This is a genomic window from Streptomyces sp. NPDC098101 (assembly GCF_044760185.1).
Classification (GTDB): Bacteria; Actinomycetota; Actinomycetes; order Streptomycetales; family Streptomycetaceae; genus Streptomyces.
This window is the reverse complement of record NZ_JBIWAS010000002.1, coordinates 349,181-364,394: the sequence shown is the minus strand read 5'-3', so window position 1 is coordinate 364,394 and position 15,214 is coordinate 349,181. Positions and strand designations below refer to the sequence as shown.

Here is a 15,214-nt window from a genome sequence, read left to right as displayed (position 1 = left end):
CCGGTGTGCGGAAGGGCCCGTGCGGCCATACTGCTCGCCGGGTGGTCCTCCACCGGAGCCGGTCCGCCGGCACCCGGGACGGACCGTTCGTCAACGACCGAGGGGGAGGTCAAGTGACACACCCGCCGCACCCGTCCGCCGCACCGGCGGCGCGGAGCACGGCCCCGGCGCCCGCGCGCCCGGCCGGCGTGCCCGCGCAGCCTTCGCCGGCGCCTCCCGCCGCGCCGCCCGCGGGGCGCGGGGCCTGGGCCGTGGGGCGGGAGCGGCTGCGGACGGCCACGACGACCGAGCCGGGCCGGCTCCAGATCCTCGGGGCCGTACTGGCGCTGCTCGTCGTCGCGTTCGGGGCCGTCACCGCCCTGGAGGTCACCGGCCGGGCCTCCGCCGCCGACGACGTCGTGGGCCGCAGCCAGCCGCTGAGCGCCGACGCCGCCGCCCTCTACCGCTCCCTCGCGGACGCCGACACCACCGCCGCCAGCGGCTTCCTGGCCGGCACCCTGGAGCCGGCCGGGTCGCGCGAGCGGTACGCGAAGGACATCTCCACCGCCTCCCGGCTCCTGGTCAAGGCCGCGGCGCACACGGACGGTTCGCCGGAGTCGGCCCGCGAGATCACCGTCCTCGGCGAGCAGCTCCCGCGCTACACGGGCCTCGTGGAGCGCGCCCGGGCCGCCAACCGGCAGGGCCTGCCGCTGGGCGGCGCCTATCTGCGGTACGCCAACCAGCAGATGACCACCGTCCTGCTGCCCGCCGCCGAGCGGCTGTACGCGGCGGAGACGGAGCGGCTCCACCGGGACGACGACGCGGCCCGCGCCTGGCCGTACGTGTCGCTCGCGCTCGGCCTGGTCGCCCTCGCCGCCCTCGGGTGGGCCCAGCGCCGCACCTACGTCCGCACCCACCGGGTCTTCAACCACGGGCTGCTCGCCGCCACCGCCGCCACGGGCGTCGTGCTGCTCTGGCTCGTCGCCGCGCACACCGTCGCCCGGGCCGAGCTGGACAACGCGCGGGCGCACGGGCAGGAGTCGCTCCAGGTCCTCAACACGGCCCGGATCAGCTCGCTCACCGCCCGCGCCAACGAGAACCTGACCCTGGTCGCCCGGGGCGCCGTCCTCACCGAGGACGGCAAGAACGACAAGTACGAGGCCGACTACACCGCGAGCATGGGCGCCCTGACGGAGGCGCTCGCCTCGGCGCGGAAGCTCGCCGACGACGACGCCGGCCGGGGTCCCGTCGAGGAGTCCGCCGCCCGCACGGGCGAGTGGCGCCAGCGCCACAAGGAGGCGCGGGCGAAGGACGACGCCGGCGACTACGAGGGCGCCCTCGACCGGATCGTCGGCGCGAAGGGCTCCACCGGGGAGACCTTCGACCGGGTCGACGCGGCCCTGGAGCGGGCCCTCGCGCACGAGCAGGCCGAGTTCACCCGCTCCGCCGGGGACGCCCGGGGCGCGCTGACGGGGCTGCCCGCGGGCGCGGCGGCCCTCGGGATCCTGGGGGCGGCGGGCGCCGTCCTCGGCATCAACCGCAGACTGTCGGAGTACCGGTGAGAGGGGGAGGGATGTCCGAGGGCACGGAGCCGCTGGGGCGGCGGGCGGCGAAGCGGCTGCGCGGCTGGGGCGGAGTGGCGGCCATGGCCGTGGCCTGCGGGCTCACCGCCTCGCTCACCCTGCTCCCGCTGGCCCGGGAGGGCGGTGGCGCGGCGGCCGCGCCCGGCCCGGACCGGACGGCCGGATCCGGCGCGGACACCGGCACGGACATCCGGGTCAGGGCGGACACCTGCCGGAACCCGGAGGCCTCCCTCACGCCCTCCACGGAGGACGGCCCGTCGATCCGGGCCATCAAGGAGCGCGGAAAGCTGGTCGTCGGCGTCGACCAGTCCAGCTACCGCTGGGGCTACCGGAATCCGGAGAAGGGCGTCCTGGAGGGCTTCGACATCGCCCTCGCCCGGGCCGTCGCCAAGGGCGTCCTCGGCGACGAGAACGCCGTCATCTTCCGCGCGATCCCCACCAACCAGCGGATCGCCGCCCTGGACAGCGGCAAGGTCGACCTCGTCGTGCGCACCATGACGATCAACTGCAGGCGGATCGAGCAGGTCGCCTTCTCCACCGCCTACTTCCAGGCCGGGCAGCAGGTCCTGGCGCCCAAGCGCTCCGACATCACCGGCTACGACCCCTCGCTGCGCGGCAAGCGGGTCTGCACCGCCGAGGGCTCCACGGCCCACGAGGCCCTGGAGGAGAACTCCTTCGGCGCCGTCTTCAAGGACGAGGGCGACGGCACCAAGGACGACGCGGACCTGCTGACCGTCCCCAACCAGCTGGACTGCCTGGCCCGGCTCCAGCTCGGCGAGGTGGACGCCGTCGTCACCGACAACGCCCTCGCGGCCGGCCAGGCCGCGCAGGACCCGGCGGTCGAGCTGAAGGGGAAGCCGTTCACGAAGGAGTACTACGGCGTGGCGGCCAAGCTGGGCAACGACGACCTGGTGCGCCGGGTCAACCACGTCCTGGTGGGGTACCGGCAGGGCCCCTGGCAGGCGGCGTACAGACAGTGGCTGGAGAAGGACCTGCCCGGGATATCCGGGCCGCCCGCTCCCCTGTACAAGTAGCCGCCACGAGCAGTTCCCGCACACAAGACTCCTTGCACACATGGCGGAAGAGGTGACCGATGGGCGTCACGGGACCCCCTGGGCCGGTGATGGACCGGGACGAGGTGGACCGTGCGCTGGCGCGGCTCGGCGCCGAGCACAAGGCGGTCGAGGACTCGCTCCTCGCGCTCCAGGACCACGCGGGCCGCAGGCTCCTCGAAGGGGCCGACCTGACCGGCACGACCCGGGAGCGCTGGGCGGTGGCCGAGCGGACCATCACCCTGCTCTGGACCTGCTTCGACGTGTACACCGACGCGCTGCGGGAGGCCCGTGAGGTGCGGGCGCGGCGCCGCTGGCCCGGCCGGGAGGAGCTGGTGGAGCTGACCGACCGGCTGCGCGGCGAGAGCGTCCTCGTCCCGGGCGGGGCCGGGGAGGAGGCGCTGCTCTCCGAGCGCTTCACCCTGGAGGGCCTGGTCCGGCGGATGAACGAGCTGTACGCCTCCTCGCTCGACCTGGTCGTCACCGCCGACGCGGTCTGGTCGGCGCTGCCCGCCCGGATAGACCTGCTCGCCGCCGAGCTGGGCCGGACCCGGTCCCTGGCGCACTCGGTGGGCGTGCGGCCCGGCGAGCACCCGGCCGGGGACGAGCTGGAGGAGATCACGGCCGAGCTCGGCCTGCTGCGCTCCCAGGTGATCACGGACCCGCTGGCCTTCTGGCGTCCGGCGGCGGGGAGTTCGGCGCCCGGCGGGGGCCGCCCCGACACCGGGCGGTACGACCGGGCCGCCCTGGCCCTGGAGGACGTGCGGCGCGAGATCGAGGCCGTCCTCGCGGTCCGGCAGGACTCCGAGGACCGGCTGCTGCGGCTGCGGGACCTGCTCTCGCGGGCGGACCGGACGCTCGCCGAGGCGCGGGCCGCGCGCGGCGAGGTCCTGGCGAAGATCGCCGCCTCCGAGGTGCCGGCCGTCAGCGGCCCGCCGACGGCGCTCCAGGAGCGGCTCGTGGCCGCCGCCGAGTACCGCAGGCACGCCCAGTGGCACCGACTCTCCCCGCTCCTGGACTCCCTGGAGCGGGAGGCGGAGGAGGAACTGCTGCGGGCCCGCGAGTCGTTGACGGCGGTCACCGCGCCGCTCGCGGTCCGGGCGGAGCTGCGCGGCCGGCTCGACGCGTACAAGGCGAAGGTGGCGCGGCTCGGCGCGGCGGAGGACCCGCTCCTGATCGAGCGGTACGACGCGGCCCGGCGGATGCTGTGGAGCGCGCCCTGCGACCTGCGGGTCGCGGAGGAGGCGGTGCTGCGCTACCAGCGGGCGGCGGCGGAGGTGCTGTCCGCGCCCGGGGGCGCGGGGAGCGCGGAAGGTGCGGGAGGACGACAGTGGTGAGCGGGGAGACGGGTGTGGGGAGCTGCCAGCGTCCCTCGTGCGGGGGCGCGTACGAGGACATGGGCGGCGGCGAGCTGTACTGCGACACCTGCGGGCTCGCGCCGGTCGTCGCGCCGGGCGGGATGATCGGCTCGTCGCCGACCGGGGTGGCCGTGCCCGGCCGCTCCTCCCGCACGGGCACGGGCGTCGGCGGGCCGGACTCCGGCTCGTCCCGGAGCGGTTCGCGGGCTTCCTCGCGGTCCTCGTCCCGCTCCTCGACCTCGCGCCGGTCGGTCTCGGGGCGCCTGTCGCGCTCGCTCTCCGGGCGGGCCACGGGCCGTTCGGTGTCGGTGCGCAGCTCGGGCTCGTCGACCGGGCAGTCCGCCCGGAACCGGCTGGGCGCGGGCCTGGTCACGATCCCGGAGGTGCCGCGCCCCGACCCGCGGGGCGCGGTGATGGAGAACCCGGAGGTCCCCGAGCGGAAGCGGTTCTGCTCCCGCTCCGACTGCGGGGCGCCGGTGGGCCGGGCGCGGGGCGACCGGCCGGGCCGCACGGAGGGCTTCTGCACCAGCTGCGGGCACCCGTACTCCTTCGTGCCGAAGCTGCGCTCCGGGGACATCGTCCACGGGCAGTACGAGGTGGCGGGCTGTCTCGCGCACGGCGGCCTCGGCTGGGTCTACCTCGCCGTCGACCGGGCCGTCTCGGACCGGTGGGTCGTCCTCAAGGGCCTGCTCGACACCGGCGACCAGGACGCCATGGCGGCGGCGATCTCCGAGCGCCGGTTCCTCGCGGAGATCGAGCACTCCAACATCGTCCGGATCTACAACTTCGTCGAACACCTCGACCAGCGGACCGGCTCCCTGGACGGCTACATCGTCATGGAGTACGTCGGCGGCAAGTCGCTCAAGGAGATCGCCAACGGGCGGCGGACACCGGACGGGCGGCGCGACCCGCTGCCGGTGGAGCAGGCCTGCGCGTACGGGATCGAGGCCCTGGAGGCGCTCGGGCACCTGCACAGCCGGAACCTGCTGTACTGCGACTTCAAGGTCGACAACGCCATACAGACCGAGGACCAGCTGAAGCTCATCGACATGGGCGCGGTCCGGCGGATGGACGACGACGAGTCGGCGATCTACGGCACCGTGGGCTACCAGGCGCCGGAGGTGGCCGAGGTCGGCCCGTCGGTGGCGAGCGACCTGTACACGGTGGCGCGCACGCTCGCCGTGATGACCTTCGACTTCCAGGGCTACACGAACGTCTTCGTGGACTCGCTGCCCGACCCGGAGAACATCGCGGTCTTCCGGACGTACGAGTCGTTCTACCGCTTCCTGGTCCGCGCCACCGACCCGGACCCGGCGCGCCGGTTCGCCTCCGCGCAGGAGATGGCCGAGCAGCTGACGGGCGTGCTGCGGGAGGTGGTGGCGGTCCAGTCGGGGCGGCCGCGGCCGGCGCTGTCGACGCTGTTCGGCACGGAGGTGCGGGTCACGGACACGGAGCTGTTCGCCGAACTCGCCCAGGACGTCTCCCTGCTGGGGGCCCGGCGGGTCCGGGGCGGCCGGAAGGCGCGCCCGGGGGCGGGGACCGCCGCCGGTGCAAGTGCCGGTGTCGGCGCCGGTGCCGTGGTTCCGCCGCGAGCCGGTGCCGGTGCCGACGGCGTGGTTCCGCCGGGGGCCGGGCTCGGGGGGCTGCTCGCGCCGCTCGACGCGCCCGCCACCGCGCTCGCGCTGCCCGTGCCGCACGTCTCCCCGGGCGACCCCAACGCCGGTTTCCTCGCCGGGCTCGCGGCCGCCGCGCCGGGCGAACTGCTCGGGGCGCTCCAGGCCGCGCCCGCGCCCTCCGTCGAGCTGCGGCTCCGCACCCTGCGGGCCGAGCTGGAGCTGCGCGACCTGCCGGCCGCCGCCCGTACCCTCGCCGGTCTGGAGGAGCGGGACCCGGACGACTGGCGGGTCGTCTGGTACCGGGGCATCGCCTCCCTGGTGACCGGGGACCACGAGCACGCGGCGCTCGCCTTCGACGCGGTGTACGACGCCTTCCCCGGCGAGCCCGCGCCGAAGCTGGCCCTGGGGATCTGCGCCGAGGTCCTCGGCCAGCTGGACAACGCCGCCGAGTACTACCGCCTGGTGTGGACGACCGACCCCGGCTTCGTCAGCGCGGCCTTCGGACTCGCCCGGGTGCGGCTGGCGGCGGGCGACCGCGCCGGAGCCGTACGGACCCTGGAGTCCGTGCCCGAGGCGTCGATCCACTACACGGCGGCCCGGGTCGCGGCCGTGCGGGCGCGGCTGCGGCGGCGCCCGCCGTCCGAGCCGCTCGGCGACGACCTGACGGCGGCCGCCGCGCAGGTCTCGGCGCTCCGGGGCTTCGGTCTGGACGCGGTGCGCCGGGAGCGGTTGTCGACGGAGGTCCTCGGAACGGCCCTGGACTGGGTACTCTCCGGGAGTCCCGGTGCGGCACCGGGCGGCGGCGCGCTGCTGCTCGGGAGCGAACTGGACGAGCGCGGACTGCGCTTCGGCCTCGAACGCTCGTACCGGGTGCTGGCCCGGCTCGCCCAGCAGGGCGGGGAAAGGATCGAACTGGTGGAGCGGGCGAACCGCTTCCGCCCCCGGACGTGGGTGTGAGGATGTCCCAGAAGCCGAAGCCGTCGCACGGACTCGCCGCCTGCCCGGGCTGCGCGGAGCCGCTGGAGTCGGGTGACCGGTTCTGCGGGGCGTGCGGCTACGACCTGTCGGCCGTCCCGGCCGCCGAGACCGGTCCCGACCGCCCGACCGTGGCGATCGGCACCCCGGTGAACTGGCCGGACGCCCCGCCCCGCGAGGCCGGTTCGCTCTCGACCATGACCCAGCACCCCGGCGACCTGCCGGGCACCGACTCCGGCGGGCACGACCTGCCGGCGGACCCGGCTCCCGCCCCCGGCGGAGACTTCGAGCTGGCCGCGCCCGACCCCCGGGCCGCCGTACGGGTCGACGACCCGGCACCGGCCCCCGTACCGGCACCGGCGGCGCAGGCCACCGGGGCGGTCCCGGAGGGGGCGCACGCCGACGGGCTCTGCGTGGCCTGCCGGGCCGGGCGGGTCGACACCGACGGGTACTGCGAGAACTGCGGGCACGCGCAGCCCCGCGAGCGCGACCACATGGAGCGGGAGCTCGGCGGCCTGGCGGCCGTCAGCGACCGGGGGCTGCGCCACCACCGCAACGAGGACGCGTTCGCCGTCTCCGCGACCACCCTGCCGGACGGCTCCCCCGCCACCGTCGCCGTCGTCTGCGACGGCGTCTCCTCGGCGACCCGCCCCGACGAGGCCTCCGCCGCCGCCGCCGAGGCGGCCGGGGCCGCGCTGCTCGCCGCGCTGCCCCGGGGCACCCACCCGCAGCAGGCCATGCACGAGGCGATCGTCGCCGCCTCCGAGGCCGTCAACTCCCTGGCGGAGAAGGCGGCGGACGGCGATCCCCACCGCAACGCGCCCGCGTGCACCATCGTCGGCTCCGTCGTCGCGGACGGCCTGCTCGTCGTGGGCTGGGTCGGCGACAGCCGCGCCTACTGGGTGCCCGACGACCGCGCCGCCCCGGCCGCCCGGCTCACCGAGGACGACTCGTGGGCCGCGCAGATGGTCGCGGCGGGCCTGATGAGCGAGGCCGAGGCGTACGCGGACGAGCGCGCCCACGCGATCACCGGCTGGCTCGGCGCCGACGCGTACGAACTGGACCCGCACACGGTCGCGTTCAAGCCGGACCGGTCCGGCGTGGTCGTGGTCTGCACGGACGGCCTGTGGAACTACGCGGAGGGCCCCGAGGACATGGCCCGGGTCGTTCCGCCCGACGCGGCGGAGCGCCCGCTGCACGGCGCCCGGGTCCTGGTCGGGCACGCCCTGGACGGCGGCGGCCACGACAACATCACGGTCGCGCTCGTCCCGTTCGCCGCACCTCCCCAGGGGGCGGGGCCCGCCTGAGCGGCCGCCGGTCCCGTCCCGCCACCCCACCGCCGTTGTCCGAGGAGCCGAACAGATGGCGAACTTCTCCAAGTCGACCGTGCCCCAGTTCTCGGTGGACGTGTACCAGAACGAGTTCCTGCCGGAGGGCGGCAGGGACGTCAGCGCGATCGTCACGGTCACCTCGACCGGCGGCGGCACCAGCGGCGCGACCGGGATCGCGGGCGTCCCCGGCGCGGCCGGCGTCGTGATCATGGTCGACTGCTCCGGCTCGATGGACTACCCCGCCGCCAAGATGCGCGGGGCGCGGGAGGCGACCGCCGCCGCCGTCGACACCCTGCGCGACGGCACCTCCTTCGCCGTCGTGGCCGGCACGCACGTGGCCAAGGAGGTCTACCCGGGGAACGGGCGGCTCGCCGTCGCCGACGCCCGCACCCGGGGCGAGGCCAAGGAGGCGCTGCGCCGGCTCTCGGCGGGCGGCGGCACGGCGATCGGCACCTGGCTGCGCCTCGCGGACCGGCTGCTCTCCTCCGCCGACCTCGCCATCCGGCACGGCATCCTGCTCACCGACGGGCGCAACGAGCACGAGTCCCCCGAGGAGCTGCGGGCCGCGCTGGACGCCTGCGCGGGCCGCTTCACCTGCGACGCGCGCGGGGTCGGCACCGACTGGGAGGTCAAGGAGGTGACCGGGATCGCCTCGGCGCTCCTGGGCACCGCCGACATCGTCGCCGACCCGGCCGGTCTCGCGGCCGACTTCACGGCGATGATGGAGCAGGCGATGGGCAAGGGCGTGGCCGACGTCGCGCTGCGGCTGTGGACCCCGGTCGGGGTGGAGATCGCCTTCGTGAAGCAGGTGGCGCCGACGGTCGAGGACCTCACCGGGCGGCGCACGGAGGCGGGGCCGCGCGCCGGGGACTACCCGACGGGCTCGTGGGGCGACGAGTCCCGCGACTACCACGTGAGCGTGCGGGTGCCGCGGGCGGCGGTCGGCCAGGAGATGCTGGCCGCCCGGGTCTCCCTGATCGCCCCGGACCCGGCGGGCGGCGACGCCCGCCCGCTGTCTCAAGGGCTGGTACGGGCGGTGTGGACGGACGACCTGGCGATGTCGACGTCGATCAACCCCCAGGTGGCGCACTACACGGGCCAGGCCGAGCTGGCGGACGCCATCCAGGCGGGTCTGGATGCCCGCAAATCGGGCGATCACGACGGCGCGACGGCCAAACTGGGGCGTGCCGTGCAGCTCGCGGCGGCCTCCGGCAACGCGGATACGGCGAAACTGCTTTCGAAGGTGGTCGACGTGGTCGACGCGGTGGCGGGTACTGTGCGTTTGAAGGCGAAGGTCGCCGAAGCGGACGAGATGACACTCGAGACCCGCTCCACGAAGACCGTTCGCGTCAAGAGGTAGCCCGGCCAGCGGGCCGGACGACGAGAGGGGGAAGCACCGACATGCCGACCTGCCCGAACGGACACCAGTCGGTTTCCGACGACTGGTGCGAGGTCTGCGGCCATCGCATGGCCGGGGCGGGTGCGCCGACGGGTGCCGTACCGCCGCCTCCCCCGCCGCCGCCCCCCGCGTACGGATATCCCGGTCCCGGCGGGCCGGGCGGTCCCGGTGGCTCCGGTGGCCCCGGTGGCCCCGGTCAGCCTCCGGCGGGTCCTCCGCCGGGCGGCCCGGGCGGCCATGGTGGTCCGGGTGGCCACGGTGGTCCCAACGGGCCGGGTGCTTTCGACGGCCCCGGTGCTCACGGCGGCCCGAACGGCCCCGGCGGCCAGAGCGGTCCCAACGGGCCCGGTGCTTTCGACGGTCCCGGCGGCCAGGGCGGCCCGAACGGACCGGGTGCTTTCGACCGCCCCGGCGCTCCGGGCGGCCCGAACGGTCCCGGCGCCTTCGACCGCCCCGGTGGCCAGGGCGGTCCGAACGGGCCCGGTGCCTTCGACCGACCCGGTGCGTACGGCGGTCCTGCCGGTCCCGGCGGCCCCGCCGCTCCCGGTGGCTTCGGTCCCGGTGGTGATCCGAACGCCACGGCCCAGGCGGAGCTGTGCCCGCAGTGCCGTACGCCGCGCGAGCACATGGCGCCGTTCTGCGAGGAGTGCCGCTGGAACTTCCTCACGAACACGGCGACCTCGTACACGCCGGTGGCCCCCTCCAACATCCCGCCGCGCCAGCCCGGGCCGCCGCCCGGCCTGAACCTGCCGCCGGGCTTCCAGACCCCGCCGCCGGGACCCCCGCAGCAGCAGGACCCGTTCGGCTACCAGGGCTCGCGGCCCTCCCAGGTGAACCGGCCGGCGGAGCCGCTGGGCGCCGAGCCCACCCACCACCAGGCCCCGCCGCAGCGCCCGCAGGCACAGCAGCAGCCCCCGGCGCCCCCGCAGCACCAGCAGCAGGAGCCCCCCTCGTACCGCCAGGCGCCCGCCCAGGCCCCGCCGCCGCCCGCGCCGCCGCAGCCGCGCGCGGACGACGACTGGCTCCTGCCGCCGCCGTCGCAGCACCAGCCGCCGCAGGCACCTCCGCAGCAGGCGCCTCCGCAGCACCAGGGCCCGCCGCCGCAACAGCAGCACCAGGCCCCCCAGCCGCCCCCGCAGCAGTTCCAGCCGCCGCAGGCGCCGCGGAGCTGGAGCGCGGTCGTCGGTCCGGACCGCGAGTACTTCATGGCGATGATGCAGCGCAGCGGCCCGGAGGCCACGGGCCTCAACCTGCCCGCGTACTCCCCGGACAAGCACCTGCCGCTCCAGGGCAACCAGATCTCCATCGGCCGCCGCCGGCACTCCACCGGCGAGTCCCCCGACATCGACCTGTCGGTGCCGCCGGAGGACCCGGGCGTCTCGCACCAGCACGCGGTCCTGGTGCAGCAGCCGGACGGCTCGTGGGCGGTGGTGGACCAGAACTCCACCAACGGCACCACGATCAACGGCGGCGAGGAGCCGATCCAGCCCTACGTCCCCGTCCAGCTCCAGGACGGCGACCGGGTGCACGTCGGCGCCTGGACCACGATCACGATCCGCGTGGGCTGACCCCGCGAGGGGACCGGGGGCCGGAGTCCTGGACCTCCGGTCCTCGGCCGGGGCATCTGAGACGATGGAGCGGTGAGCGAGATTCCCGGGGACACGACACAGGAGCAGACCTTCTACGAGCAGGTCGGCGGCGAGGAGACGTTCCGCCGTCTCGTCCACCGCTTCTACGAGGGCGTCGCGGAGGATCCGCTGCTGCGCCCGATGTACCCCGAGGAGGACCTCGGCCCCGCCGAGGAGCGCTTCGCCCTCTTCCTGATCCAGTACTGGGGCGGGCCCCGCACCTACAGCGACCGCCGGGGCCACCCCCGCCTCCGGATGCGCCACGCCCCCTTCACCGTGGATCGGGCCGCCCACGACGCCTGGCTCCGCCACATGCGGACCGCCCTGGACGAGCTCGGCCTCGCGCCCGCGCACGAGGCGGAACTCTGGCGGTACTTCACCTACGCCGCCGCCTCGATGGTGAACACGGCGGGCTGACCCCGCCCCCGCGTCACGTCCGTTCGGGCAGGTTCCGGGGTGCTTCCGGGCAGCCCCTCCGTACGGAGGGGCACATTCCGGAGCCCGGACACCGGATAACGGTCACGATCCCATCAAGGTGGGCCCGCAAGCGGTTTCCAGCCGTGCGTGCACTCTGAAAGCATCCGGAGGGGGTCCGGGGGCGTTCGGAAGGCGTTCGACGCACGGACCGTGATCAGGGTGGCCAGGGGGACGGGTGACGGGGTTCGTATTTCTGCGCGTCAGGGCGCACCGACTGCTGCTCGCCGCCGCGCTGCTCTCCGTCCTCCTGACCACCTCGGTGCTCGCCACCCTCGCCGCCTTCTCCGGCGCGATCGGGGACGCCGCGCTCCAGGCGGGCCTGCGCGGCCGGTCCGCGGCCGCCGCCTCGCTCCTCGTCGGCGGCCAGGTGCCCCCCGAGAAGCGGGCCGGTGCCGACGCCGCCGTCCGCGACGGGATGCGGGCGTCCTTCGACGGACTGCCGGTGACCGTGCGGCGGCTCGAACGCTCGGGGGCGTACGCCCTGCCCCGGAGCCTCCGGTCCGACGCCGCCCGCGAGGGCGACCCCGACCTCACCCACTTCGCCGCGCTCGACCGCTCGCGGCTCTCCCTCGTGCGCGGCTCCTGGCCCTCGGCCGCCCGGAGCGGCGGCACGGTCGAGACGGCGCTGCCCGAGGAGGCCGCCCGGCGCCTGAAGGCCGGCCCCGGCACCGTGCTCGACCTCACCGACCGGCTCACCGAGAAGCGGGTGAGGGCCCGGATCACCGGCGTCTACCGGCCCGTCGACACCACCGACCCGTACTGGCGGCTGGATCCGCTCGGCGGCCGGGGCGTGCGGACGGTCGCGTTCACGACGTACGGGCCGCTGCTCGCCGACCCGGCCGTCCTCGCCTCCGGGGCGCTGAGCCACGGCGACACCTCCTGGCTCGGCACCGCCGACTTCTCCGGCCTCACCACGGACCGGATGGACGCCCTGCGCGCCGCCGCGACCGAGGGCCCGGAGGCGCTGGCCGGGAACCGGGCCGCGTTCGGCGCGACGGTCTCGGCGACCACCGCGCTGCCGGCCGTCCTCGACCAGACCGGGCGGGCCCTGCTGGTCTCCCGCTCCACCCTGCTGATCGTCGCCGTGCAGCTGGTGCTGCTCGCCGCGTACGCGCTGCTGCTCGTCGCCCGGCTGCTCAGCACCGAGCGCTCCGGCGAGACGGCCCTGCTGCGGGCGCGCGGCGCCTCGCGGCGCCGGATCGCCGGGCTCGCCGCCACCGAGGCGCTGCTGCTCGCCCTGCCCGCGGCGCTCGCGGCGCCCCTCCTGTCCGGGCCGCTGACCGGGCTCTTCGCCGAGCGGTCCGCGCTCTCCTCGCTCGGGGTGCGGCTCGACACCTCGCCCTCGCCCCAGGTGTGGCTGGTCGCCGCCGTGGTGGCGCTGTGCTGCGCGGCGGCCGTCGTGGCGCCCGCGCTCGCCGCCGGGGACGGCGCGGCCGTCTCGCTGCGCAAGGCCCGCTCGTCCTCGCTGCCCGGTCCGGTGCGGGCCGGGGCGGACCTCGGGCTGCTCGCCGTCGCCGCCGTCGCGTACTGGCAGCTCCAGCGGCCCGCCGCCGCGGGCGGCACCCTCGGCGGGGGCTCGATCGACCCGGTGCTCGTCGCCGCGCCCGCCCTGGCCCTGCTCGCCGGGACCGTCCTGACGCTGCGGCTGCTGCCGCCCGCCGCCAAGCTGGCCGAGCGGCGCGCGGCCGGCGGGCGCGGGCTCTCCGCCGCCCTCGCGGGCTGGCAGTTCAGCCGCCGGCCACTGCGGGGCGCGGGTCCCGTCCTGCTGCTCGTCCTGGCCGTGGCGATGGGCATGTTGGCCATCGGGCAGAGCGGCTCGTGGGAGCGTTCGCAGCGCGACCAGGCCGACTTCCGGACCGGGACGGACGTCCGCGTCCTGAGCCCCGGGCCCGGCGAGCCCACGCAGACCGAGCGGCTGGGGGCCGTGCCGGGCGTCGAGGCCGTGGCGCCCGTGCACCGCACCACCCTGGACGTGTCCGGCAGGAACGCCACGGTCCTCGCCGTGGACACCCGCCAGGCCGCGGGCGGCCTGCTGCTGCGCCCCGACCTCGCCGGGACCACGGCCCGCTCCCTGCTCGCCCCGCTGACCCCGGCGGCAGGCCCCCGCCCCGGGCTCGCGCTGCCCGCCGGGACCCGGACGCTCGCCGTGGACCTGCGGGCCGCCGCGCCGGAGGGCAGCGGGGCCTCCCGGGTCACGGCCGTCCTGGAGGACCCGAGCGGCGTCCCGTACCGGCAGACCCTGGGAGCGCTGCCCTCCGACGGCCGCGTCCACCGGCTGGTCCTCGACCTCGGCGCGCTCACCGCCGTGCCCGGCGGCGACGGCGGTCCCGGCTCCGGCGGCCTGCTCACCCTGACCGGCCTGGAGCTCGACGGACAGATCGCGGAGGAGCCGCACCACATCCGCACCGTCCGCGTCGAAGGCCTCGCCGCCACCGGGGCGGACGGCGGCACGCGGACGCACTCCCCCGCGAAGGTCCTCGCCGGCTGGTCGTTCGGCTTCGAGCAGACCGAGAGCGAAGGGGGAAAGAGGAGCGGCACGGCGGGCGGCGGCCCGGGCCCGGCCGGAGCGGCCGGCTCCGCCCCGTACACCGTCTCGTTCGGGGTCGACGGAGCCCATCCCACCAATGAGCACGCGGCGCCGGAGGAGTACGCCCTGCGGATGGCGGCCCCCGCGCCGAAGCCGCCCGAGCGGCTGCCCGCCGTGGCCACCGCGGCCTTCATGGCGGCGTCCGGCGCCGAGCCCGGCGACACCGTCGAGGTCGCCCTCGACGGCCTGCGGGTCCCCGTCGTCGTCGACCGGGTCGTCGAGGAGCTGCCGACCACCGGGCCGGTCGCGCCGACGGCCACCGGCCCGTCCGTGACCGCCCCGGCGGACGGCGGCACGGTCCTCCTCGACCTGGTGACCGTCAACCGGTACCTGGCCGGGTCCGGCGACGGGACCCTGTCCGTGCCGGCCACCGAGTGGTGGCTGACCACCGCCCCCGGGAAGACCGCCGAGGCCGCCGCCGCGCTGCGGGCCCGCCCCGACGCGGACCCGGCGCAGGTCCTCGTACGCGACGAGATCGCCGCCGAGCTCCTCGGCGATCCGCTCGGCGCGGGGCCCAACGCGGCCCTGATGGCGGTGGCCGCGGCCGCCGCCGCGCTCGCCGCCGTCGGCTTCGCGGTCGGCTCGGCCGGTGCCATGCGGGAACGTTCCGCCGAGTTCGGGGTGCTGCGGGCCCTCGGCACGCCGCAGCGGCGCCTCGCCCGGCTGATCGCCGCCGAACAGGGGCTGCTCATCGGCATCGGCCTGCTCGTCGGCATCGGACTCGGCACCGTCCTGGCCCGTGCCGTCGTCCCGCTCGTCGTCCTCACCGGGCAGGCCGCCCGGCCCGTCCCCCCGGTCCTGGTCGAACTCCCCCTCGGCCAGGTCGCCCTGCTGATCGCCGGGGTCGCCGCCCTCCCCCTGGCCATCGTCGCCACGATCGCCCTCCGCCGCACGGACCCGGTCGTCACCCTGCGCCACCAGGCGGCGAGCTGATGACACCGGACGACCCCCACGAGACGCCGACCGACCTCCCCGGCCCCGCCCCGGACGGGGCTCCCGGGCGGACACCGGACGGAACCCCCGGCCCGGACGGGACCCCGGACACCGACGAAGCCCCCGGCCCGGACCGGGCCCCGAACACCGGCGGAACCCCCGACCTGGACCGGACCCCGGACACCGGCGGAACCCCCGACCCGGACGGGACCCCGGACACCGGCGGAGCCCTCCGTCCGGACCGTACGCCCGCCGCCCCGGACGGGGGCGCCCCCGACAAGCCCGACGCACGCAGG

8 protein-coding genes and 1 pseudogene are annotated in these 15,214 nt (G+C 76.5%); all 9 read left to right on the top strand.

Going from position 1 to position 15,214, the window contains the following annotated elements; translation table 11 throughout:
* The first annotated feature begins 113 nt into the window (after positions 1-113).
* A complete protein-coding gene (locus tag ACIQVI_RS08730) occupies positions 114-1,541 on the top strand; it encodes a hypothetical protein (RefSeq protein WP_403592922.1) in 1,428 nt (475 codons plus the stop codon).
* An 11-nt stretch (positions 1,542-1,552) separates the two neighbouring features.
* Complete coding sequence (locus tag ACIQVI_RS08725; protein ID WP_351968633.1) at positions 1,553-2,596, top strand: glutamate ABC transporter substrate-binding protein; 1,044 nt, start codon at positions 1,553-1,555, stop codon at positions 2,594-2,596.
* Positions 2,597-2,655: 59 nt separating this feature from the next.
* Positions 2,656-3,951, top strand: coding sequence for a hypothetical protein (locus ACIQVI_RS08720; protein WP_403592918.1), 1,296 nt, complete (start codon positions 2,656-2,658; stop codon positions 3,949-3,951).
* A gap of 59 nt (positions 3,952-4,010) precedes the next feature.
* Positions 4,011-6,545 carry a tetratricopeptide repeat protein gene (locus ACIQVI_RS08715; RefSeq protein ID WP_403594491.1) on the top strand — a complete coding sequence of 845 codons (2,535 nt, stop codon included), beginning with the start codon at positions 4,011-4,013 and terminating at the stop codon, positions 6,543-6,545.
* Between the two features lie 2 nt (positions 6,546-6,547).
* Positions 6,548-7,870, top strand: a complete 1,323-nt coding sequence (locus ACIQVI_RS08710; RefSeq protein WP_403592915.1) for a PP2C family serine/threonine-protein phosphatase — start codon at positions 6,548-6,550, stop codon at positions 7,868-7,870.
* A gap of 55 nt (positions 7,871-7,925) precedes the next feature.
* The gene (locus ACIQVI_RS08705; protein WP_403592912.1) at positions 7,926-9,254 is read left to right on the top strand and encodes a VWA domain-containing protein; all 1,329 of its coding nucleotides are present in this window, start codon (positions 7,926-7,928) and stop codon (positions 9,252-9,254) included.
* 533 nt (positions 9,255-9,787) lie between these two features.
* Positions 9,788-10,861: pseudogene (locus ACIQVI_RS08700) on the top strand (FHA domain-containing protein); the annotation flags it as partial.
* Between the two features lie 72 nt (positions 10,862-10,933).
* The gene (locus tag ACIQVI_RS08695) at positions 10,934-11,338 is read left to right on the top strand and encodes a globin (RefSeq protein ID WP_403592909.1); all 405 of its coding nucleotides are present in this window, start codon (positions 10,934-10,936) and stop codon (positions 11,336-11,338) included.
* 235 nt (positions 11,339-11,573) lie between these two features.
* Positions 11,574-14,918 carry an FtsX-like permease family protein gene (locus ACIQVI_RS08690; protein ID WP_403592906.1) on the top strand — a complete coding sequence of 1,115 codons (3,345 nt, stop codon included), beginning with the start codon at positions 11,574-11,576 and terminating at the stop codon, positions 14,916-14,918.
* The last annotated feature ends 296 nt before the right edge of the window (positions 14,919-15,214 follow it).